The organism is Aquicoccus sp. (assembly GCF_041686535.1).
Lineage (GTDB): Bacteria > Pseudomonadota > Alphaproteobacteria > Rhodobacterales > Rhodobacteraceae > Aquicoccus.
This window is the reverse complement of the sequence record NZ_JAWLDS010000026.1, coordinates 1-20,625: the sequence shown is the minus strand read 5'-3', so window position 1 is coordinate 20,625 and position 20,625 is coordinate 1. Positions and strand designations below refer to the sequence as shown.

Here is a 20,625-nt window from a genome sequence, read left to right as displayed (position 1 = left end):
TCAAGCGAGATTTATGGCGGTTCGGCAAAAAGCTGTATCGCAAATACCCTGCCGCGCTTCGCGCCATCGGGATATTTGCGATACATGATGCTTCAGATATATCCCGAAACGCTTCAATACCCGGCGCGGCGATTGAGCGCGACGGTGCCCAAGAACTTGTCGGTGAGGCCCTGTTTGCGCGCATCGGTCAGCATGAGCGCGATCGAGATCACCTGAAGCGGGAAGAAGGTGATCGAGAGCATGAAACCCAGCGTGTGCTGGAATGCCAGCACCTGGTCGAGCGGGCGACCACGATGGTCGCGCAGTTCGAGCGCAACAAGGCGCATGCCCGGCGTGGCCGAGGCCCGGGTGATGGTCACCCAGCGATAGGCGAAGCTCAGAAGCCATGACAGAGGCACGATCAGGATCAGGCCCAACCCGAGGCTGAGGACAGCCACGAGGACGGTCAATGCGAGGATCAGCAGGGTATCGACGAGAAACGCGATCAGCCGTTTGAGCGGCACATCGGCGTAGAACTCGGGCTGGAACTGCGGGTCGGGCAGATGCCAGCCGGGGGGAGGGTCGGGGATGCGATCGCTCATCGTCATGACATAATATACAGGGGCCGGATGCAAAAGACCCGGCCCCGTTCTGGGGGGCCGGGCGGTTCGGGGTCCGCAGGGATCAGGCTCCTTGCCAGGTTTCGGCGCCCGGGTCGCGCCGATCCTGCGGGGGTTCGCTGCTGCGGGCCTTGGCGGCGTCGCGGGCGCGGTCCTCCATGAACTGGTCGAACTCGGCCTTGTCCTTGGCGGCGCGCAGACGTTCGAGGAAGCTCTCGAACTGTTTCTGCTCGTCTTCGAGGCGGCGCAGAGTGTCGTCCTTGTAGGCGTCGAAGGCGGAATTGCCCGAACTGCGATAGGCCGTGTGACGGCCGTGTTTGCGGCGCTGTGCGCATCCCCTGAACATCTGCTTGCTCCACATCATGTAGGCGAGAAGGGCGAGGCCGATGGGCCAGAACAGGATGAAGCCAAGCACCATCGCGGCGATCCACGCGCCCTTGCCCTTGTCGTCGAGCCAATCCTCGGCCCGCCGGAGCCATGCGACCGGGGCGGGGGAGGATGTGCTGTGCGTTGCGGTTGTCATGTCACTCTCCGTTTGTCGAAATCTTGTGTCGGGAAGATGATGTTAATACCTTTCACATCCCCAATGTCGTGACTGTGGGCGGATTTGGCAAGGGGTGATGTGAATGTTTTTTACATTATCTTGGAAAGTGTTTTCATATCAACGTATTGTATCGTGTTCCGGAGTGCTCTTGTGCGAAGTCATCCGCCCTGAACAGGGACGCAGCCGCGCGGGCGGCACCCGACCGCGGCCTTGTGCTGCTCTCAGGAGTCGAAATCAGACCGTGAACGCGGCAACCTGCGCGCCCGACAGGGATTCGAGATCGCGCGGCGGGATGGAAAAGACGTGGCGCGGCGTGCCGGCGGCGGCCCAGACGGTTTCGAAATCGAGCAGGCGCGGATCGAGGAAGGCGCGGATCGGGTTGAGATGACCGATGGGTGCGACCCCACCGATGGCAAAGCCGGTCTGTTCGCGGATGAGGGCGGCATCGGCCTTGCCCAGCTCTTCACCGGCCAGCGCGGTTGCGCGGACGTGATCGACCTGGTTGCCGCCCGCGGTGATGAAGAGCACGGCGCGGCCCGAGCTTTCGCCGCGAAAGATGATCGACTTGGCGATCTGGTCGACATGACATACGACCGCGTCGGCGGCCATCTGGGCGGTGCGGGCCTCGCCCGCCTCGACGATTTCGGCGGCATGGCCTTCGAGGGCGGCGCGGACGCGTTTGAGGGATTTCGACATGGGCGTCTCATTGATCCGTGATAATGGGTTATGCGGCTACCCTAGGCCGTCGCGTGCCGAATGCAACGGGGCAAGTCATTGACGACATTCGAAAGAGCGCGCAAAGCTGGCGCCATGAGTTTCGCATCCCGCATCACCCGCCTGCCCATTGCCTTTGATCCCGATCGCGGCGCGGAGGCACGGGCGTTGATGCCCGGGGCAGAGGGCGATCTGGCCGGGCTGGTCGAGGGGGCGGGCGGCTGCAGCCCCTATCTGGGCGGGCTTCTGGAAAAGGAGCGCGACTGGCTGGAGGGCGCGTTCGACGACCCCGAGGCGGCGCTGGACGGGGAATTCGCCCGGCTGGGCGAGGTCGCGGGGGCCGATCTTGGCACGGAACTGCGCGGGGCCAAGCGCCGCGTGGCGCTGCTCACCGGGCTGGCCGATCTGGGCGGGGTCTGGGCACTGGAAGAGGTGACCGGCGCGCTCACGCGGTTTGCCGACCTGGCGGTGCAACTGGCGATGCGCGCGGCGCTGGAGCCCGAGATCCGGCGTGGCAAGCTGCCGGGGGCAGGCGAGGAGGATCTTGACACCTGCGCGGGCTGGGTGGCGCTCGCCATGGGCAAGATGGGGGCGGAGGAGTTGAACTATTCCTCGGACATCGACCTCATCTGCCTCTTTGACGAAAGCCGGTTCGAGCGCGACGATTACATGGAGGCGCGCGCGGGGTTCGTGCGCGCGACGCGCAAGATGGCGGCGATGCTTTCGGACATGACCGGCGAGGGGTATGTCTTTCGCACCGATCTGCGGCTGCGCCCCGATCCGAGCGTCACGCCGGTCTGCATCGCCATGGCCGCCGCCGAAACCTATTACGAGAGCCTGGGCCGGACCTGGGAGCGCGCGGCCTATATCAAGGCGCGGCCCTGCGCGGGGGACATCGCGGCGGGAGAGCGGTTTCTCGAGGTGCTGCGCCCGTTCGTGTGGCGCAAGCATCTGGATTTCGCGGCGATCCAGGATGCCCATGACATGCGGCTGCGCATTCGCGAGCACAAGGGGCTCGGAGGCAAGCTGGTGCTGCCGGGCCATGACATGAAGCTGGGCCGCGGCGGTATTCGCGAGATCGAATTCTTTACCCAGACGCGGCAGATCATCGCCGGCGGGCGCGATCCCGATCTGCGGGTGCGCGGCACGGTCGAGGGATTGCGGGTGCTGGCCGAAAAGGGCTGGGTGCCGGAGGCGGCGGCCGAGACTCTGGCGGCGCATTACCGGGCGCATCGCGAGGTCGAGCATCGCATACAGATGGTCAATGATGCGCAGACCCACCGCCTGCCCACCGCCGAGGACGGGATCGCGCGGATCGCGGCGATGTCGGGGCAGGCGCAGGCGGAGTTCGAGGCGGCGCTGCGCGCGCGCATCGACGAGGTGCATGAGCTGATCGAGAGTTTCTTTGCCCCCGGAGAGGGCGCCACCCCTGCGCCGGAGCCTCTGGCCGATCACGCGGTTGTGTCGCGCTGGCCGACCTACCCGGCCTTGCGCTCGGAGCGGGCGGTGACGATCTTCAACCGGTTGCGGCCCGAGATCCTGCGCAAGTTGCAGGACACGGCGCAGCCCGAGGAGGCGCTCATCGCCTTTGACGGGTTTCTTGCGGGGCTGCCGGCGGGGGTGCAGCTTTTCTCGCTCTTCGAGGCCAATCCGCAGCTTGTCGATCTCCTGGTCGATATCGTGGGCACGTCGCCCGCGCTGGCCCGGCACCTGTCGCGCAATGCGGGCGTGTTCGACGCGGTGATCGGGGGGGATTTCTTTGCGGACTGGCCGGGGGCGGCGGCGCTGACCGAGGAGTTGACGGCGCGGCTGGAGCGTGAGGCGGACTACGAGCGCAAGCTTGATCACGCGCGGCGCTGGGCCAAGGAATGGCATTTCCGCATCGGGGTGCATCACCTGCGCGGGCTGATCGACGCCGAGGAGGCCGGGCGGCAATATGCCGACCTCGCAGGGGCGTCGCTGGCCGCGCTCTGGCCCGAGGTGGTGGCGCAATTTGCCGAGAAGCACGGGGCGCCGCCGGGGCGCGGGGCCTGCGTTCTGGGAATGGGCAGCCTCGGGGCGGCGCGGTTGAACGCAAGGTCGGATCTGGACCTGATCGTGATTTACGACCCCGACGGTGCCGAGGTGTCGGAAGGGCGGCGCCCGCTGGCGGCGCGGCCCTATTATGCGCGGCTTACGCAGGCGCTGATCACGGCATTGACGGCACAGATGGCGGAGGGGCGGCTTTACGAGGTCGATATGCGGCTGCGCCCGTCGGGCAATCAGGGGCCGGTCGCCACCAGCTGGGAAGCGTTTCGTGCCTACCAGAGCAACGAAGCCTGGACCTGGGAGCACATGGCGTTGACCCGGGCCCGGGTGGTGGCCGGGCAGACAGGGCTTGGTGCGGATGTGGAGGCGTTCCGCAGCGCGGTGCTGGCCGAGAAATCGGGCGACCGGGCCGGGATCTTGCGCGAACTGGCCAACATGCGCGCGCGGATCGCGGCGGCCAAGGCGCCGGATGGCCCCTGGGAGGCCAAGATCGGGCCGGGGCGGATGCAGGATATCGAACTCGTGGCGCAGGCCGGGGCGTTGATGGGGGCCGTTCCGGGGCGCTCGGTGGCCGAGGGGCTGGAGGCCGCTGTCGCAACCGGTTGGTTGAGTGACGCGGATCGCGCAGCATTGAAAGCGGCCTATGCGCTTTGCTGGAAGGTGCAAGCGGTGTCGAAACTGTTGAGCGACAAGCCCTTGCAGCCGGATTCGCTGGGCAGTGGAGGGGCCTTGATGCTGATGCGTGAAACGGGGCTTGAGACGCTGGACGACCTCGGGGGACGGCTGGCCGAACTGGCCGGGCATGCCAAAGCGGTGATCGAGGCGGCGATTGGCAGCAAAGACGAGGAGAACGCAGGGTGAAACGTGATCGGTTCGATCCCAAGGGCCTGATATTCGAGGCCTATCGTATAGACGGGATCAGCATGGCCGAGTGCCGGACTATCTTCCTCGACTGGGCGCTGAGCCTGCCCGAGGAGATGGAGGCGCGGCGTGCGATTACCGCGTTGATCGAGAGACATGGTGCGGAACGCGATCACCCGATGACGCAGGTGCTGCGCGAGGGGCTGGAGCAGGCGCAGAGCACGGGGCGTCGCGGCGGACGGGCGGGACGCGCGCGACAGTAGGCTCAGGCGCGGGGCAGGTCTGCGGCGTCGCGGGCAAGCCTTTCGATCCGGTCCCAGTCCTGCGCGGCGATGGCATCAACCGGCGCGATCCAGCTTCCGCCGACAGAGGCGACATTGGCCAGTTGCAAGTACTCGGGCGCGTTCTGCGCGGTGATCCCGCCGGTCGGGCAAAAGCGGATCTTGGGCAGCGGTGCGCCGATGGCCCTGAGCATGTCGGTCCCGCCGGCGGCTTCGGCGGGAAAGAACTTCTGCACATGATAGCCACGCTCAGAAAGGCGCATCGCCTCGCTTGCCGTGGCGGCGCCAGGCAGGAGGGGCAGGTCGACCGTTTCGCAGGCGTCGAGCAGGCGGTCGGTGGCGCCGGGCGAGACCGCGAAACGCGCCCCGGCATCGCGGGCGGTGATGGCGTCCTCTGGGGTGATCACGGTGCCCGCGCCGACCACGGCGCCGGGCACGCGGGCCATGGCAAGGATCGCGTCGGGCGCGGCGGGTGTGCGCAGCGTCACTTCGAGCACGGGCAGGCCACCGGCGACGAGCGCGCGGGCGAGCGGGGCGGCATGTGCCGCGTCCTCGATGGTCAGAACGGGAATGACCGGCGCCAATGTGCAAAGCCGAAGGATCTCGGCGCTGCCCGTTTGCGGGTTCATGCGCCGTCATTCCCGAAGAGCGGGCTTGCCCCTTCAGTGGCGGGGCTGGCATGGGCGCGGAAGAGGCCGAACAACTCGCGCCCCATGCCGTGATCCGCGATCCCGGGGCGGGGCAGGGTGGGCGCACGGCCGGCAAATTCGGGCGAGAGCACGTCAAGCGTTCCGGCCGTGCCGTCAAGGCGGATCACGTCGCCGTCGCGGATGCGGGACAATGGCCCTTCCATCGCGGCTTCGGGCGCGAGATGGAGCGCGGCGGGTATCTTGCCCGAAGCGCCGGACATGCGCCCGTCAGTCACGAGTGCGACCTTGTGGCCGCGATCCTGCAGCACCGAAAGCGTCGGTGTCAGGCCGTGCAACTCGGGCATGCCGTTGGCGCGCGGCCCCTGAAAGCGCAGGACGATCACCATGTCGCGCGAAAGCTCGCCGGCCTTGAACGCGTCGATCACCGCTTGCTGGGTGTCGAAGACGCGGGCCGGGGCCTCGACCAGGTGATGTTCGGGCGCGACCGCCGAGAGCTTGATGATGCCCTCACCGAGGTTGCCGGCCAGGTGCCTGAGCCCTCCGGTCGCCTGGAACGGGTCGGAGGCCGGGCGCAGGATGCGGTCGTTCTCGCTGCGCTTTGGGCCGGGGCGATAGGTGATCGCACCACCATCGAGCACGGGTTCGCGCGTGTAGCGGTCAAGGCCGGGCCCCGCGACGGTCTGCACATCCTCGTGCAGGAGCCCCGCGTCGAGCAGTTGCGCGATGAGCCAGGCCATGCCGCCGGCGGCGTGGAAATGGTTCACGTCGGCCAGGCCGTTGGGATAGACCCGCGCCAGCAGCGGCGTGACCCGTGACAGGTCGGCGAAATCCTCGAGCGTGAGCGTGATGCCCGCTGCACGCGCCATGGCGGGCAGGTGCAGCACGAGATTGGTCGAGCCACCGGTCGCCATGAGCCCGACGATGCCGTTCACGAAGGCGCGCTCGTCAAGGATGTCGCAGACCGGGAGATAGTCATCCCCCAGCGCCGTGCGCTCTAGAATCTGGCGTGTGCCCTCGGAGGTGAGCGCGTCGCGCATCGCCGTGCCGGGGTTGATGAAGGCCGCGCCGGGCAGGTGCAGCCCCATGATTTCCATCAGCATCTGGTTGGAGTTCGCGGTGCCGTAGAAGGTGCAGGTGCCGGGGCCGTGATAGGCGGCCATCTCGGCCTGCATGAGCGCGGCGCGGTCGATCTTGCCGGCCGCGAAATCCTTGCGCACCTCGGCCTTTTCCTCGTTCGAGAGGCCCGAGGTCATGGGTCCGCCGGGCAGGAAGATCGCGGGCAGGTGGCCGAACGTGTTCGCGGCCATGACGAGCCCGGGCACGATCTTGTCGCATGTTCCCAGGAAAACCGCCGCGTCGAAGGTGTTGTGCGACAGCGCGATCGACGCCGCCATGGCGATCACGTCGCGCGAAAAGAGCGACAATTCCATTCCCGGCTGGCCCTGGGTGACGCCGTCGCACATGGCGGGCACCCCGCCCGCGATCTGGGCCGTGCCGCCCGCGTCGCGCGCCGCGCGCTTGATGATGTCGGGAAAGGCGCCGAAGGGCTGATGCGCCGAGAGCATTTCGTTATGCGCGGTGACGATCCCGATATTGGGCGCGGGCGTGGTGGCGAGGCGGTCCTGATCGTCACCCATCGCGGCGTAGGCATGGGCTTGGTTCGAGCAACTCAGATGCCCGCGTGACGGACCGGCTTCGCCTGCGGCACGCATCCGTTCGAGATAGGCACGGCGCGCGGGTCTTGAGCGCTCGATGATGCGGCGGGTCACGTCTCGGACGGTCTGGTTGAGTGTCATGGTTATCCCTTTGCGCGGCGCATGAGCGACATCTAGCAAAGCGTTTTAGCGCTAACAAGCCGCGCTGCCAACGGCGGGCCAGACACGCCCGGGCAGCCGGCAGAATTGCGCCGTCACATTTCCCCGGGATGACCGCAGCTGCGCCGCAGATTCGACCCAATCTGCGCCGATCCTCGGGGCGAGCAGAAAACAGGGCAAAAGCCCAAGGAGGAAGAGCATGAAACGTGTTCGTATGGCTGCAATGATCGTATTGGGAATGGCCGTGTCGGGCTGTACCGCGGTCGATACCGTCTCGCGCAGCACGCCATTCCAGGGCCCGACCGCGGCGGCGACGGCACCGGCAATGCAGGTGGACGCGTTCCAGGTACGGGTGCCGCGCAGCCTCAAGGCGTCGGAGGCCAATCTCTTCTATCCGCCGGGCGATATCGTCTGGCGTGGCGAACCCTTGGGTGATCGTCATGCGCAGGTGCAGAAGATCTTCGAGCAGAGCCTCGAGATGGGCACGCAGGGTGCGAAAGGCGCAGTACCCGTGATGCTCGATATCGAGGTCAACCGGTTCCACGCGCTTTCCGAGAAAACCCGCTATACCGTGGGGGGGCGACACGAGATCCGGTTCGTGGTGAACTTCCTCGACCCTGAAACCAAGGAACCTGTGGCCAAGCCGCGCGAGATCGACGCGACTTTCAAGGGATATGGCGGCACGCGGGCGGTGGAGGCCGAGCGCAACGGAATGACCCAGAAAGTCAGGATCACCAACCATCTTGCCGGCGTTTTCCAGAAAGAGCTGGGTGTGAAGGGTGATCTGCAGGAAGACCCGGCAGAAAATCGCAGCGCAGGGGTGTCGCACGATGCTGCGAGCCCGCTTCAGACCGGCGCGCGGACGAACAGCCTCTTCTGATCCCTTTCCAAGGGTCACGGGAGACGGTAAGGGGACGGCATGATGCTGTCCCCTTTGCCCATTGTCCGCCTCAAGCCCAAGACCGATGTGCGCAAGCTGCGCCACGGCAGCCCCTGGGTCTTTGCCAACGAGGTGGTGACCGACCGACGCACCAGGGCGATTGCGCCGGGGTCGCTGGCGTTGCTTGAGGATGCCGCGCGCGACGTGCTTGGCGTGGTGGCGGTAAACCCGGGATCGAAGATCTTTTGCCGGATGCTTGACCGCGATCCGGCGGCGCAGGTGGACCAGGCCTGGTTCGCGGCGCGGATTGCGCGGGCACTGGCGCTGCGCACACGGCTTCATGCGAAGCCCTATTACCGGCTGATCCATGCCGAGGCGGACGGATTGCCCGGAGTGGTGATCGACCGCTTTGGTGATATGGCCGTCGTGCAGCCCAACGCTGCATGGGCCGAGGCGCAGTTGGAGCCCATGGTCGACGCGCTTGTGGCAGTGACGGGCGTGTCAACAGTCATCAAGAACGCGTCGGGCCGGGCGCGCGCGCTTGAAGGGCTGGACGAGGGGCTGGAGGTTCTGCGCGGTGCGGCGCCGGGTGGGCCGGTGCCGGTCGAGATGAACGGGGCCACCTACATGGCCGACCTGATGGGCGGGCAGAAGACGGGGCTGTTCTTCGATCAGCGCGAGAACCATGCGTTTGCCGCGCGGCTGGCGCGGGGTGCGCGGGTTCTCGATGTGTTTTCCCACGTGGGCGGGTTCGGCCTTGCCTGCCTGGCGGCGGGGGCAGTCCATGCGCTGGCGGTCGATGGTTCGGAGCCGGCGTTGACGCTGGCCCGGCAGGGCGCCGAGGCGATGAGTGTTTCAGACCGGTTCGAGACGCGGCGGGGCGATGCATTCGAGGCGCTTGAGGCGCTGGCGGGTGAGGGGGCGCAATTCGACATGGTGATCTGTGACCCGCCGGCCTTTGCGCCGTCGAAACAGGCGCTGGATGCGGGGCTGCGCGCCTATGAAAAGCTCGCGCGCATGGCGGCCCCCCTGGTGGCGGATGGGGGCATTCTCGGCTTGTGTTCCTGTTCACATGCGGCCGACCTCGCGCGGTTTCGCACGGCCTCGATCCGCGGGATCGGGCGGGCCGGGCGGCAGGGGCAGCTGATCCATACGGGCCAGGCGGGCCCCGATCATCCGCTTTTGCCGCAACTGGCCGAGAGCGGGTATCTCAAGGCGCTCTTCCTCCGGCTGTGAGGGCGGTTCTCGATACCTGCGTGATCTTTCCTACGGTCATGCGCGAGGTGCTGCTGGGCGTGGCCGGGACCGGGGCGTTTGTGCCGCTCTGGTCCGAACGCATCCTTGAGGAATGGGCGCGGACGGCGGCGAAACTGGGCCCCGAGGCCGAGATGCAGGCGCGCGGCGAGGCGGCCCTTTTGCGGGCGAAATGGCCGGGCGCCACGGTCGATTGGGCGCCGTCGCTTGAAGCCCGGCTATGGCTTCCCGACCCGGCCGACATTCACGTGCTGGCGGCAGCGGTGGCGGGGTCGGCGGATGTGATCGTGACGCTGAATGCGGGCGATTTCCCGCGCGGGGTTCTGGCCGAGGAGGGGCTGAGCCGGGCCGACCCGGATGGGTTCCTCCAGGGGTTCTGGCAGGCGGATGCGGTGCGGGTCGAGGCGGTGGTGGCGCGGGTGCGCGCCGAGGCGGAGCGGCTTTCTGGGCAGCCGTGGACGGCGCGGGGGCTCTTGAAAAAGGCGCGATTGCCAAGGCTGGGCAAGGCGGTGGCCGGGCACCTGGACTGAGGTATGCCGGTAGCTGCGAGTCGCGGCGTCCTGCGCATGGCGGCGTTGGATTTGAGTATTTTTCCCAAGAAAGAGCAGGGTGGCGAGAGCCCGTTTCGGGGCTCAGGCCCGCCACTTGTTTTCCAGAGACTCGATCGCCGCGATCCGCTGTGCCGTCTTGGGATGCGAGAGCAGCCAGGCAGGCGCGGCGCCCATGTTGGTCTGGGTCAGCTTTTCGAGTTTCTCGAACAGGGATTTCTGCGGCGCCGTGCCGATCCCGGCCTTTGTGAGCAAGGCCGCGGCATATTCATCGGCCTCGTATTCATCCGAGCGCGACAGGCCCGCGGCCAGAAGCGTGGTGATCCCGTTCGCGATCCACACGCCGATGCCGGGCAGGAAACGCGACAATACCATGGCCAGCGCCGTGCGAATGGCGTTCTGGCCCGAAAAATCGATCATCCGGCGCCGCGAGTGGCCGAGTGCCACGTGGCCCAGTTCATGGGCGATGACAGAAGCCAGTTCCTCTGCGGTCACTTCGCCAGCGCGGTATTTTTCATAGAAACCACGGGTAATGAAAATCCGCCCGTCCGGCGCGGCGAGGCCGTTCACGGGCTTTATCTCGTAGAGATGAACGCGGATCCGCGGCAGGTCGAGCGCCTTTGCCATGCGGTCGAACATCGGCTTGAGCGCGGGATCGGCCAGTTCGGTTGATTTCGCATCAAGCTCGCGCGTGGTGCGCCAGACCGAGAAACGATACATCCCGATGGCATAAAGGATGGCAAGCAGGATCGGCGTGAACTTGAGCATGTGGTCAATATGGGCCTGGGCCGCGATGCGAACAAGAGGTCATGCGGTCCAGGCGACGGGCATGGCGGTCGGCCCGCGAAACGCCCAGCCCGAGAACGGCACCGGCCCGTCGATATGCAGTCCGGGCAGGGCGTCGAAAAGCGTCGGCAGGGCCACCTCGGCGATCAGCGCACGTGCGACCGCCGCACCGCCGCAGAAATGCGGACCCGCGCCGAAGGGGATGGCAGGGCCATTGTCGCGGGTGATGTCGAAAACTTGTGGATTGTCAAAATGTTGTTCGTCATGGCCCGCCGATGAGAACATGAAGAAGACGCGATCCTCGGGGTCGAACGTCACCCCGCAAACCGTGTCCTGCCGGGCCACGCGACGTGGCGACATGCCGATGGGCGAGATCCAGCGCGCGTATTCCGCGAATGCCTGTGTGTAGCTCGCACTGCCTTGCCGGATCAGTGCATGTTGATCGGGGTGCGTCATCAGCGCCCATGCGGCCCCGGCTATGGCGTCGCGCGGTTCGTTCTGCCCGCCCGAGATGATGAGTTTGATGTTGGAGCGGGTGGCGGGTTCTTCGAGCCCGGCCTGCATCTGGACCGAGAGCGCGGACATGTCGGGACGGGCACGCAGCTGGGGCATCATCTCGGTGATATGGCGGTCGATCGAGGCGGTGCAGTCGTGGCAATTGGCCTCGATCCCGGGATCGCCGGTGTAATTGGCGCAGCCGTCGATCATGCCCTGGCTCACGCGGTCAAGCTCTTCCGCCGGCATGTTGGTGAGGCCGGTCACGAGCTTGAGCGCTTCGGCCGAGACCGGCATGGCATAATCCCGCACCAGGTCGCATTTTCCTTTTGATTTCAGGACCTTCAGGATGTCTTGTGTCTTGGCGCGAAAGAGCGGGGTCCAGGTGTCGCGCACTGTGCGCGGACTGAGCGCGGGAAAGAGGATCTTGCGCTCGCGGGCATGGGCGGCACCGTCCTTGCGCATCATGTTCTCGCCCATCAGGATCGTCATGAGACCCTGGGGTTGACATGAAGAAAATGTCTCAACCTGTTTTTCCTGATGGAAAATATCGTCTCGAAGCGTGAAGAGCGTGGCGCCGAGTTCGGGCACGAAGGTCACAGGCGCCTCGGCCCGCATCCGTGCCAGGGCCGGGTAGGGATCGGCGGTGAAATCGGCAGGGTCGATATGGGTGACGGGCGCGTCTGACATGGGGCTGTTCTCCTCCGGCTCGGACCATGGTGCAGGCGATCTGGGGCCACGGCAAGCGTGATGTCTTGGCATGGGCTCCGGAGCGTGCGACACTTCCCGAAAGAGGTGAATCATGGCGCTTGAATATCAATTGGATCAAGGGTTTGGCGGCTCAGGCAGGTTCGGGCTGATCGTCCTTTCGACCGACGAATCGCTGGAGAACGAGGCGCGGATGCTGTTTGCCGGCCGCGACCTGTGCTTGCTGCATTCTCGTATTCCCGCACAACCGGATGTGACCCCCAAGTCATTGGCGACCATGGAAAATCACATGACCGCCACGGCCGAGCGCCTGCCGCGGGGGCTGGACGTGATCGGCTATGGCTGCACCTCGGGGGCCACCGTGATCGGCCCGGACCGGGTGGAGGCGCTGGTGCGCAAGGCGCATCCCGAGGCGCAGGTCACGAACCCGATGTCGAGTGTCATTGCGGCCCTCAAGGCATTGAAATCAAATAACATAGCCATGATCACCCCCTATGTCGAAAGCGTCAACGAGCCGATGATCGCGGCCCTGAAGGACGCAGGCATCGCCGTCGCCCGGCAGGAGAGCTTTCTCGAGGAGGACGACTACACCGTCGCACGCATCGCCGAATCCTCGACGCTTGAGGCCATGATAAATGTCGCAAAAACAACGGATTGTGATGCGATCTTCGCAAGCTGCACGAACCTGCGCAGCTTTGGAATCATCGAACGCGCCGAGGCCGAGACCGGCCTGCCGGTGATCTCGTCCAACCTCGCCTTCCTGTGGCACATGCTGAAACTCGCCGGCACGGACGCGCGTGGATGGTGGCCCGGACAACTGTTCGCGAGATAAGCGTTCGCGGCGGTTAACGCGGGTTTCTGTGCATCTTTGCAGGGGTGACTCGCGGCTGACATTCGGCTGCCGCTCGGCTGCCGCCTGATCCGCAGGGCATCGGGTCGCAAACAACCTTAACGCGGCGCGCGCATGTTCTTCATCTTGCTGGCAATACTCTGGGGGACGGCGACAAAATGCCATGGCATTTTGCGCCTTGGGGGTGAACCCCCCACCGAACAGAACCTGCGCGCCGAAGGCGCACATTGGGAACAACCCCACCTCAGCGCGACAGCTCTTTCATGCCCTCTTCGATGCCCTTGAGCGTCATCGGCACCATGCGGTCTTCGAAGATCTCGCGGATCATGCCGATCGAATGGGTGTAGCCCCAGTATTTCTCGGGCACCGGGTTGATCCAGAGATGCTGGGGCCATTGTTCGCGGGCGCGTTGCAGCCAGAGCTGGCCGGGTTCGGCGTTCCAGTGTTCGTTGGCACCACCGGGATAGGCGACCTCGTAAGGGCTCATGCTGGCGTCGCCGACGAAGATGCATTTGTAATCCGGCCCGTAGGTGTGCAGCACGTCCCATGTGGGGGTCTGCGCGTCCCACCGCCTGCGGTTGTCGCGCCAGACACCTTCGTAAAGACAGTTGTGGAAATAGTAGTATTCGAGATGCTTGAACTCGGTCTTGGCGGCCGAAAAGAGCTCTTCCACCATCTTGATATGCGGGTCCATGCTGCCGCCCACGTCAAGGAACAGGAGCACCTTGACCGCGTTGCGCCGCTCGGGGCGGGTTTTCACGTCGAGATAGCCATGTTCGGCGGTGGCCCGGATCGTGCCGTCGAGGTCAAGCTCCTCATGGGCGCCGTCGCGGGCCCAGCGGCGCAGGCGTTTCAGGGCCACCTTGATGTTGCGGGTGCCCAGTTCGACATCGTCGGCGAGGTTCTTGAACTCGCGCTTGTCCCAGACCTTGACCGCGCGCTGGTGGCGGCTTTCCTTCTGGCCGATGCGCACGCCCTCGGGGTTGTAGCCATAGGCCCCGAAAGGCGAGGTGCCTGCGGTGCCGATCCATTTCGAGCCGCCCTGATGGCGGTCTGTCTGTTCTTCGAGCCGCTTTTTCAACGTCTCCATCAGTTGGTCGAAGCCGCCGAGGCTCTTGATTTCTTCCATCTCTTCGGGGCTGAGGTGCTTTTCGGCCATTTTTTCGAGCCAGTCGCCGGGGATGTCCACGGCCTCGAGCACGTCCGAGAGCGAAATCTCCTCGATCCCCTTGAAGGCGGTGGCGAAGGCGCGATCGAACTTGTCGAGATTGCGTTCGTCCTTCACCAGCGCGCTGCGGGCGAGGTAATAGAACCCGTCGATGTCATAGGTGACGAGGCCGGTGCCCATCGCCTCGAGAAAGGTGAGGTGTTCGCGCAAGCTGACCGGGACACCGTGTTTGCGCAGCGCATCGAAGAATGGCAGGAACATCGCGCCTAACCCATCATCATGCGGATGATCAGGATGTTGAGGATCAGCGCCGCGATGGCGAACGCGATGCCATAGACCGCGCCATACTGGGCCATGTCGAGCCCCTTGCCGCCGCGCCGCTTGGCTTGATAGATGCCGAATGCCACCCCGAGGGCGGCGCCGATCCAGACGATCATGTGATTTGCCCGCTTATCCGCGTTTCTCTTTGAACGGGTTGAGCGCGCCGATCTCGCGCCGCTTGGCGCGCACGGCCCAATCCGCCCCGAATCCGTAACGCGCCCAGCCCAGACTGTCCAGCCGGACCTCGGCGGCCTCGGAGGGGCGGCCGGTGAGTTCGAGCGCCTCGGCGCGCAGCATCATCAGCGTGGAGAGAAGGGCCGCGTTCTCGTGCCGTTCGGCCACGGCAAGATTGGGTGTCAGGACCGCAAGCGCGCTGCGCCCGTCACCGCGGCTTATCGCGTGGGCGGCGATCTGGCTGGAGACGAAGGCCCGGTGCAGTTCGGTGCCGGTGGTTTCGGCATATATGCGATCGGCGGCCCGGAAATGGCCGATCGCGGCATCGGGGTCGGACGCGGCGGTGAGCCGGCCCGTGATGTAGTGGGAAAAGGCGAGGCGGTGGCCCTGCCAGCCGAGATGCTGGGCAATGGCCAGGGCGCGGCGGGCGGCCTTGCGGCGATCGGCGTCACCGGTTCCGGGCCCGAGGGCGTCCTGAACGGCGTCGATCCAGTTGCGCGGCGTGGACGTGGGGCGCTGCGCGGGGCGATCCTCGCCCTCCGGGTTGAGCCGGGCAAGGATCGCGGGCAGGTGGCTGGCAACCGCGTCGCGCGACATGCCGTTGGCGAGTTCGGGCGCGTAATAGGCGCGCAGGATGAGCATGTCGAACCCGGTCAGGACCGCGTGGATGTTGTCGTCGTTGAAGATCGAATCGGGCAGGCGGTAGAGATCGTTGAGCGGGCCGATGGCCTGGGCCAGTTCCTCGTGCAGGCAATCGCGCGTCTCTTGCGGTGCCGCGTCGGCGGGCACGAAGACCGCGAGCCGCTCGCGGCTGCGCAGGAGGGCCCAGCTGGCCTGGGCGCTGTGGCGCGCGCGGCGGTATTGCGAGATGTCGGAAATGCCCGGCACGACGAAACAGGCCGCGTGGGGCAGGTTGTGGCGGATCTCGCGACTGGCCACGGCCTCGATGGTGATATTGGCCTCGGGCGCATCGGTGAGCGAGATGTCGATTCCGGCCTCGCTGCGCAGGCGACGGATCAGGCTGGTCAGGTCGGGCATCAACGTGGCGGGCGCGCGGCCGGTGACGCGCACGGTGATCGGCTCTTCGAAGCGGGTGAAAACGGTCAGGTCACGCCCCGATTCGAGACGGAAGGCGAGGTCGAGGAAATCGCGGGCGATGTCGGCATTGGATCGTTCGGGCTGCACGGGGGCCGGGGTGGAGAAGGTCTTGAGCGGCGGCAACGACGACAGCGCGGCGGGCTGATAGGCGCGCGTGGCGTTGTCGTCGGGTGCTGAGCCGGGCATGCAGCCCGCGAGAATCAGGCAGATCGGCAAGAGGTGAATGCGCATCAGCGGCGCCCCAGCCATGCCAAAAGCATGTCATACCGGCCGGGGGCCGCGCAGCGGATCATGTACAGCATCCTGGGGCAGGACTGCGGGGTGTTGCAGGTCATCACTTGCATGGTCACTGGGCGGTCTGCTGCGCGCGCACTGCTCGCCCGTGATACGGCGGTCGGGGTCATGTCTGCCTCGGTCGGTTCTGCCTTGAACCGACGTTCGCCGAGCTTGGAGACCAGTATAAGGATGAAATAAGGTGAAAAAGTGACCATTGCTCCGGCGCCTATTGTGCTTTGACGAAGGTTTCGCGGTACCACACGTAGATGCCTGCCCCCGCGATGATGCAGGCGCCGACGATGGTGAGCCAGTCGGGCAGGTCGCCGAAGATCGTGGCGCCGTAGAAGCTTGAAAAGACCAGCCCGAAATAGGCGAAGGGTGCCAGCATCCCGGCCTCGCCGGCCATCAGCGCGCGAATGAGGGCAAGCTGGCCCAGCGTGCCGCAGATCGCGATGGCGCCCATGATCGCAAGGTCGGTGCCGTTCAGCGGGTGCCAGAAGAACGGCACCGCCGCCGAGAGCACCACCGCCCCGAAAAGCGCGGTGTAAAAGAGCGAGGTCCAGGCGCTTTCGTCGCGGCCGACGAAGCGGGTGGTGAGCGCATAGGCCGAATAGCAGATTGCCGCCCCCAGCGGCAGCAGCGAATAGGGTGTGAACACGGCCGCACCGGGGCGGATCACCAGGAAAGCGCCCATGCAGGCGGCCAGGATCGCCATGGCCCGGCGGATGCCGAAACGCTCGCCCAGGAACAGCGCCGCGCCCAGCGTGATGAAAAGCGGGTTGGTCGACATGATCGCCGCCGCCTCGGCCAGCCCGATATTGGAGATGCCGAAGAAAAAGAAGATTGTCGCGCACATCAGGAAGACCGAGCGCGCCAGTTGCAGCCCCGGGTAACGGGTTTGCAGGACCGTGCGCAGCCGTGGCAGCACGAGGATCAGCACCACCAGCGCCTGGCCCAGGTAGCGTGCCCAGAGCGTGGGCATGGTGCCGATGCGCCCGGCCAGCAGCTTGGCCAGCGCGTCCATCGAGGAGAACATGAAGATGGCGGCGATCATCAGCAGGATCGCCGTGGTCTTGACGGTGAAGTTGGGCATCAGGGCGTCTTTGGCAGCCCGGTGCCGATCATCGAATCGCGGGTCACGAGCGCGGCGAGCGCGGCTTCGTCCATGGCTTCGGTGCCCGCCGGGCGGGCGGGCAGAACGATATAACGCATGTCGGCGGTGCTGTCGTGGACGCGCACCCGTGTCGTCTCGGGCAGGTCGAGCCCGAACTCGGCCAGCACCTTGCGCGGCTCCTTGACCGTGCGCGAGCGATAGGCGCGGGTCTTGTACCAGTCGGGCGGCAGGCCCAGCAGGTTGCGCGGATAGCATGAGCAGAGCGTGCAGACGATGACGTTATGCACATCGTCGGTATTCTCGACCGCGATGAGGCGCAGGCCGCCGATGTCGAAGCCCATCTCGGCGCTGGCGGCCGAGGCATCTTCAAGCAGGCGCTGCTTGAACGCGGGATCGGTCCAGGCGCGGGCCACCACGGCGGCGCCGTTGGCGGGGCTGCGCGCGTCCATCGCCTCGATCTGGGCGGCGATCTCGGCGGGGGTGGTGTGGCCCTTCTCGATCAGCAGTTCGCGCACGGCGATTTCCATGCACTGCCAATAGCTGAGCGGTTCGTCATTGTCGGCGCGGTAGGGATGGCCCGAGGGGCTCATCCCGTCGTGGTGGAAATGGTCGTGATCGTGATCGTGATGGTCATGCGGCATGATATGTCTCGCGCGGGTCAGGTCGGGGGACAGGCGCCCTGGGGATCAGGGGGCCGGTTCGAGCCAGTGTTCGTAAATCTCGGCGTCGATCGTGTCGGTCGGGGTTTCGGCGGCGTCGCCCCAGATCTCGGCCATGGTGAAACGGACGCGGTAGAGCGGTTTCTTCGGGCCGTTGAAATGGCCGTAAGCCAGGAGCTCGGGGTTGCCGAATTCGCCAAGCGGGCGTTCGATCACGCCGGTCTTGCCGCGCAGGTAGGCCGGCGCGCGGACATGGCCGGGGGGCATCATGGTCTTGACGCGGACCTTTTCCATCGGCTCAACCACGGGCGGCCTCGCCATAGGTTTCGCCGCGGGCGCGGACCTCGGCCATTTTCTCGCCCAGCTCTTCGAGCGTGTAGAGTCCGGCCTCAACGAGGTTCTGGTTCACGGCGGCGATCCAGCGTTCGTAATAGCTGTATTTTTCATAGGCACCCTCGCCCATGTCTTCGAGCGCGCGGCGCAGGCCATCGACGGTGAAATGCCCCTTGGTAGACATCAGCACCTGGAGCGCATCGACGCGCTTCTCCCAAAGCGCGAAATCATGCTCGCTGGGGGCAACTGGGCCTGCATCCTGCCCGCCCATGTCGTGCCAGCGGCGGCCGTCGAAGGGGAATGTCTCGCTCATATCGCAAACCTCGCTTTTCGGGCGAGGGTAGGCGGGCGAGGCGGGGCTGTCCAGAGGGGGATCGATGGGCGGCCTGGCCCGGGGGCGATTCGTCCGTGAAAGATCAACCGGGGCGTGGCGTCGATGTCTTGGGGGGCGACGGCCCGAAGGCGGGCCGTCGCATCGTGCGTTTCGTGCCGTGTCAGGTGGCAAAGTCCTGCATGTTGCCCAGCAGGACGCCTGTGAACGACACGTCGAGGCCGTCACTGACCGGGGCGATGTCCACCCCAGCGGCATCATATTCGACGTTTTCATTGTCGAGGCCGCTGGGCAGGTTGTCGGAGTCGAGGAAAACCCAGCGCGGCGCGTTGTCGGTTTCAAGCCCGACCGCATGGCGCAGGGCATCGAGCGCGTCATTTGCTTCGACCTCTCCGTCGCCGTTGAGATCGCCGGCGACGAAATCGAGGTCCTGCGCGGCGCCGAAGCTGGGCTCCAGCCCGACAGCGAGTCGCAGGATGTCGAGCGCATCGCCAGAGCCGACCGCGTCGCTGTCTTCCGCGGAGAGCGGCTTGCTGGCGCTGGCCCGGCCGCTCACACCGTCGCCGATGCGCAGGCTGTAGTCGCCGCTGCTCAGGTCATCGGCCAGGCTGCGCGCGGTCGAGGCGCCGGTCGAGAATCCGACAAGGGCGTCTTCGATACCGTCGCCGGCGCGATCCGTGACCGTGAACCCGATGGTTGCGCGCTCCTGCCCGACATCGAGGGTGGGGGCGGACGACGTGGTTTCGGGGGCCGCGACATCCTCGCTTGCGGAGCTTTCGACAAAGCTCGAATCCCCGGTCAGCAGGAAGTCGAGAACCGCGTTGTCGAAATTCACCGAACCCGGTGTCAGCCCGGCATCCTCGGCGGCCTGGCGGGCGGCGTCCTGTTCGGCGGGGTCGAAATCGTCGGCCGTGGTGACCGAGCCGGGCTTGTCGGGGTCGTAGAACCCGGCCAGCGATTCGCCTGTGTCATAGGTGAAGAGGCTGTCGGCCTCGTCATCGACGCGCCAGTCGTCGCGATAATCGCCGTAAAGGTCATCGAAGGCGAACGGGCGTTCCAGCACGGTGCCGTCGGCCAGCGCGACATCGTTGCTGCGATCACCGTCGCCGTCGCCCAGGAGACCCTCGACGCGCCCGGCGAGTTCGTCACTGATCCGCACGCTGAGATCGACCCGCCCGTCGAGCACCTTGACCGCGACCTGGGTGTCGCCATCGTTGATCGTGCCGTCGTCACCGGCGAACACCATGGTGTAGGTCTCGCCCGTGCGATAGATGCGATCGTCCCCGACATCGAGGAATTCGCCATCTTCGATGGTCTGCACCGTGCCGTTGACCGAAAGCGGCTCGGCGTCGTTGCTGTCGATCATCACCGCGTCGCCATTGGCCGCGCGCATGGCGATCGCCTGGTTGACGGAGACGTCGTCGAGATCCGCGCCCTCGTCATCCTTGGCGGGTGTCATCCGCGACTGGATCTCGAAGCCGTTGACGCTCTCGCCGGCCTGGCCGCGCAGCAGCACGTATTCGCCGACCGCGTGGAAGTCGTAGCCCACCCCGTCAACCGTGAGCAGGTGCGGGTCGCCCAGCGTCCAGGCCGGGGCCGCGCCCGAGGGGGCGGGCGGGGTGTTCTCGGGCTCGCCCGGTTCCTGGAAGATCAGGTCCTCGACCGAGAAGAGCTCGATCGTGTCGGACCCGATGACGACGGTGTGGTTGTCATCGCCGTCGGAGGTGACCGTGGCCTCGTCCTCGGTCACGCCGAAGAAGGCCTGGTCGGTGCCGTCGCCGCCATACACGCTGTCACTGCCGCCCACGAGGACGAAGGCATCGTCGCCGTCCATGCCCTCGAGCCGGTTGTCGTTGTCGTCCCCGGCGATCCGGTCATTGAATGCAGTGCCGCGCAGGTGTTCGATGTTGCTGATCGTGTGGGTGAATTCCTCGTTGGCCCCTCCGACGATGGCGGTGCCTGTCACCGTGCCGTCGTCGAGATCGGCATCGACCCCACCATTGAACAGCGGCCGGTCATAGCGCAGCCGGTCGAACCCGTCACCGGCGTCGAGCGTGTCGTCGCCGCCGCGCAGGATGAAGCTCTCGTCGCGGTCGGAGCCGAGGATCGTGTCGGCAAGATCGGTGCCCCGTATTTCCC

The 20,625-nt window shown here is 66.0% G+C and carries 21 protein-coding genes; 6 read left to right on the top strand and 15 right to left on the bottom strand.

The window, feature by feature from the left end:
* Nucleotides 1-113: 113 nt before the first annotated feature.
* The 3 genes from ACESL9_RS07950 to ACESL9_RS07940 all read right to left on the bottom strand — a co-directional run bounded on the left by ACESL9_RS07950 (nucleotide 114) and on the right by ACESL9_RS07940 (nucleotide 1,839).
* On the bottom strand, nucleotides 114-581 hold the full coding sequence (locus ACESL9_RS07950; protein ID WP_372613400.1) for an RDD family protein: 468 nt from the start codon (nucleotides 579-581) through the stop codon (nucleotides 114-116).
* 82 nt (nucleotides 582-663) lie between these two features.
* The gene (locus tag ACESL9_RS07945; protein WP_372613402.1) at nucleotides 664-1,122 is read right to left on the bottom strand and encodes a DUF2852 domain-containing protein; all 459 of its coding nucleotides are present in this window, start codon (nucleotides 1,120-1,122) and stop codon (nucleotides 664-666) included.
* A gap of 255 nt (nucleotides 1,123-1,377) precedes the next feature.
* Nucleotides 1,378-1,839, bottom strand: a complete 462-nt coding sequence (locus ACESL9_RS07940; RefSeq protein WP_372613403.1) for a YbaK/EbsC family protein — start codon at nucleotides 1,837-1,839, stop codon at nucleotides 1,378-1,380.
* Between the two features lie 114 nt (nucleotides 1,840-1,953).
* On the opposite strand from ACESL9_RS07940, the gene ACESL9_RS07935 reads away from it, so the two are divergent.
* Together ACESL9_RS07935 and ACESL9_RS07930 are read left to right on the top strand one after the other, a co-directional pair.
* Nucleotides 1,954-4,746, top strand: coding sequence for a glutamine-synthetase adenylyltransferase (locus tag ACESL9_RS07935; RefSeq protein ID WP_372613405.1), 2,793 nt, complete (start codon nucleotides 1,954-1,956; stop codon nucleotides 4,744-4,746).
* Complete coding sequence (locus tag ACESL9_RS07930) at nucleotides 4,743-5,009, top strand: hypothetical protein (protein WP_372613407.1); 267 nt, start codon at nucleotides 4,743-4,745, stop codon at nucleotides 5,007-5,009. Before ACESL9_RS07935 ends, ACESL9_RS07930 begins: the two co-directional genes overlap by 4 nt.
* A gap of 2 nt (nucleotides 5,010-5,011) precedes the next feature.
* Here the strand turns inward: ACESL9_RS07930 and eda are convergent, their stop codons facing one another.
* Together eda and edd are read right to left on the bottom strand one after the other, a co-directional pair.
* Nucleotides 5,012-5,656 (bottom strand): bifunctional 4-hydroxy-2-oxoglutarate aldolase/2-dehydro-3-deoxy-phosphogluconate aldolase, encoded by a 645-nt coding sequence (eda, locus tag ACESL9_RS07925; protein WP_372613409.1) that lies wholly within the window; start codon nucleotides 5,654-5,656, stop codon nucleotides 5,012-5,014.
* Nucleotides 5,653-7,473: a phosphogluconate dehydratase gene (gene edd, locus ACESL9_RS07920; RefSeq protein ID WP_372613411.1), complete on the bottom strand. Its 1,821-nt coding sequence runs from the start codon at nucleotides 7,471-7,473 to the stop codon at nucleotides 5,653-5,655. The genes eda and edd overlap by 4 nt, the downstream gene beginning before the upstream one ends.
* Before the next feature lie 217 nt (nucleotides 7,474-7,690).
* Between edd and ACESL9_RS07915 the strand changes: the two genes are divergently transcribed.
* The 3 genes from ACESL9_RS07915 to ACESL9_RS07905 are packed head-to-tail and all read left to right on the top strand — an operon-like array spanning nucleotide 7,691 to nucleotide 10,155.
* Nucleotides 7,691-8,371 carry a DUF6778 family protein gene (locus ACESL9_RS07915; protein ID WP_372613413.1) on the top strand — a complete coding sequence of 227 codons (681 nt, stop codon included), beginning with the start codon at nucleotides 7,691-7,693 and terminating at the stop codon, nucleotides 8,369-8,371.
* A 39-nt stretch (nucleotides 8,372-8,410) separates the two neighbouring features.
* On the top strand, nucleotides 8,411-9,607 hold the full coding sequence (locus ACESL9_RS07910; RefSeq protein WP_372613414.1) for an RSP_2647 family RNA methyltransferase: 1,197 nt from the start codon (nucleotides 8,411-8,413) through the stop codon (nucleotides 9,605-9,607).
* Nucleotides 9,604-10,155: an RSP_2648 family PIN domain-containing protein gene (locus ACESL9_RS07905; RefSeq protein WP_372613416.1), complete on the top strand. Its 552-nt coding sequence runs from the start codon at nucleotides 9,604-9,606 to the stop codon at nucleotides 10,153-10,155. Before ACESL9_RS07910 ends, ACESL9_RS07905 begins: the two co-directional genes overlap by 4 nt.
* Before the next feature lie 102 nt (nucleotides 10,156-10,257).
* Here ACESL9_RS07905 and ACESL9_RS07900 read toward each other — a convergent pair whose 3' ends face one another.
* Both ACESL9_RS07900 and ACESL9_RS07895 read right to left on the bottom strand, forming a co-directional pair.
* Entirely contained in the window at nucleotides 10,258-10,941 is a 684-nt protein-coding gene (locus tag ACESL9_RS07900; RefSeq protein ID WP_372674684.1) for a M48 family metallopeptidase, read from the bottom strand.
* A 39-nt stretch (nucleotides 10,942-10,980) separates the two neighbouring features.
* Nucleotides 10,981-12,144, bottom strand: coding sequence for a cytochrome P450 (locus tag ACESL9_RS07895; RefSeq protein WP_372674683.1), 1,164 nt, complete (start codon nucleotides 12,142-12,144; stop codon nucleotides 10,981-10,983).
* Between the two features lie 112 nt (nucleotides 12,145-12,256).
* Between ACESL9_RS07895 and ACESL9_RS07890 the strand changes: the two genes are divergently transcribed.
* Complete coding sequence (locus ACESL9_RS07890) at nucleotides 12,257-12,994, top strand: Asp/Glu racemase (protein WP_372613422.1); 738 nt, start codon at nucleotides 12,257-12,259, stop codon at nucleotides 12,992-12,994.
* Between the two features lie 262 nt (nucleotides 12,995-13,256).
* Here ACESL9_RS07890 and ACESL9_RS07885 read toward each other — a convergent pair whose 3' ends face one another.
* The 8 genes from ACESL9_RS07885 to ACESL9_RS07850 all read right to left on the bottom strand — a co-directional run.
* Entirely contained in the window at nucleotides 13,257-14,441 is a 1,185-nt protein-coding gene (locus tag ACESL9_RS07885; RefSeq protein WP_372613424.1) for a vWA domain-containing protein, read from the bottom strand.
* A gap of 5 nt (nucleotides 14,442-14,446) precedes the next feature.
* Nucleotides 14,447-14,617 carry a hypothetical protein gene (locus ACESL9_RS07880; RefSeq protein ID WP_372613426.1) on the bottom strand — a complete coding sequence of 57 codons (171 nt, stop codon included), beginning with the start codon at nucleotides 14,615-14,617 and terminating at the stop codon, nucleotides 14,447-14,449.
* Nucleotides 14,618-14,630: 13 nt separating this feature from the next.
* On the bottom strand, nucleotides 14,631-16,004 hold the full coding sequence (locus tag ACESL9_RS07875) for a DUF2927 domain-containing protein (RefSeq protein WP_372613438.1): 1,374 nt from the start codon (nucleotides 16,002-16,004) through the stop codon (nucleotides 14,631-14,633).
* A 271-nt stretch (nucleotides 16,005-16,275) separates the two neighbouring features.
* Nucleotides 16,276-17,142, bottom strand: a complete 867-nt coding sequence (locus ACESL9_RS07870; protein ID WP_372613428.1) for a DMT family transporter — start codon at nucleotides 17,140-17,142, stop codon at nucleotides 16,276-16,278.
* Nucleotides 17,142-17,804 (bottom strand): nitrile hydratase subunit alpha, encoded by a 663-nt coding sequence (nthA, locus tag ACESL9_RS07865; protein WP_372613430.1) that lies wholly within the window; start codon nucleotides 17,802-17,804, stop codon nucleotides 17,142-17,144. The genes ACESL9_RS07870 and nthA overlap by 1 nt, the downstream gene beginning before the upstream one ends.
* Before the next feature lie 45 nt (nucleotides 17,805-17,849).
* Nucleotides 17,850-18,116, bottom strand: a complete 267-nt coding sequence (locus ACESL9_RS07860) for an SH3-like domain-containing protein (protein WP_372613432.1) — start codon at nucleotides 18,114-18,116, stop codon at nucleotides 17,850-17,852.
* A 4-nt stretch (nucleotides 18,117-18,120) separates the two neighbouring features.
* Nucleotides 18,121-18,426 (bottom strand): ScnB-like protein, encoded by a 306-nt coding sequence (locus ACESL9_RS07855; protein WP_372613440.1) that lies wholly within the window; start codon nucleotides 18,424-18,426, stop codon nucleotides 18,121-18,123.
* A 223-nt stretch (nucleotides 18,427-18,649) separates the two neighbouring features.
* Nucleotides 18,650-20,625: VWD domain-containing protein (locus ACESL9_RS07850; protein ID WP_372674682.1), on the bottom strand; the 1,976-nt coding region annotated here is incomplete at its 5' end.

Coding starts and splice junctions, on each gene's coding strand:
- ACESL9_RS07950 (WP_372613400.1), bottom strand. CDS start 581: ATGAGCGATCGCATCCCCGACCCTCCCCCCGGCTGGCATCTGCCCGAC.
- ACESL9_RS07945 (WP_372613402.1), bottom strand. CDS start 1,122: ATGACAACCGCAACGCACAGCACATCCTCCCCCGCCCCGGTCGCATGG.
- ACESL9_RS07940 (WP_372613403.1), bottom strand. CDS start 1,839: ATGTCGAAATCCCTCAAACGCGTCCGCGCCGCCCTCGAAGGCCATGCC.
- ACESL9_RS07935 (WP_372613405.1), top strand. CDS start 1,954: ATGAGTTTCGCATCCCGCATCACCCGCCTGCCCATTGCCTTTGATCCC.
- eda (WP_372613409.1), bottom strand. CDS start 5,656: ATGAACCCGCAAACGGGCAGCGCCGAGATCCTTCGGCTTTGCACATTG.
- edd (WP_372613411.1), bottom strand. CDS start 7,473: ATGACACTCAACCAGACCGTCCGAGACGTGACCCGCCGCATCATCGAG.
- ACESL9_RS07915 (WP_372613413.1), top strand. CDS start 7,691: ATGAAACGTGTTCGTATGGCTGCAATGATCGTATTGGGAATGGCCGTG.
- ACESL9_RS07910 (WP_372613414.1), top strand. CDS start 8,411: ATGATGCTGTCCCCTTTGCCCATTGTCCGCCTCAAGCCCAAGACCGAT.
- ACESL9_RS07900 (WP_372674684.1), bottom strand. CDS start 10,941: ATGCTCAAGTTCACGCCGATCCTGCTTGCCATCCTTTATGCCATCGGG.
- ACESL9_RS07895 (WP_372674683.1), bottom strand. CDS start 12,144: ATGTCAGACGCGCCCGTCACCCATATCGACCCTGCCGATTTCACCGCC.
- ACESL9_RS07890 (WP_372613422.1), top strand. CDS start 12,257: ATGGCGCTTGAATATCAATTGGATCAAGGGTTTGGCGGCTCAGGCAGG.
- ACESL9_RS07885 (WP_372613424.1), bottom strand. CDS start 14,441: ATGTTCCTGCCATTCTTCGATGCGCTGCGCAAACACGGTGTCCCGGTC.
- ACESL9_RS07880 (WP_372613426.1), bottom strand. CDS start 14,617: ATGATCGTCTGGATCGGCGCCGCCCTCGGGGTGGCATTCGGCATCTAT.
- ACESL9_RS07875 (WP_372613438.1), bottom strand. CDS start 16,004: ATGCGCATTCACCTCTTGCCGATCTGCCTGATTCTCGCGGGCTGCATG.
- ACESL9_RS07870 (WP_372613428.1), bottom strand. CDS start 17,142: ATGCCCAACTTCACCGTCAAGACCACGGCGATCCTGCTGATGATCGCC.
- nthA (WP_372613430.1), bottom strand. CDS start 17,804: ATGCCGCATGACCATCACGATCACGATCACGACCATTTCCACCACGAC.
- ACESL9_RS07860 (WP_372613432.1), bottom strand. CDS start 18,116: ATGGAAAAGGTCCGCGTCAAGACCATGATGCCCCCCGGCCATGTCCGC.
- ACESL9_RS07855 (WP_372613440.1), bottom strand. CDS start 18,426: ATGGGCGGGCAGGATGCAGGCCCAGTTGCCCCCAGCGAGCATGATTTC.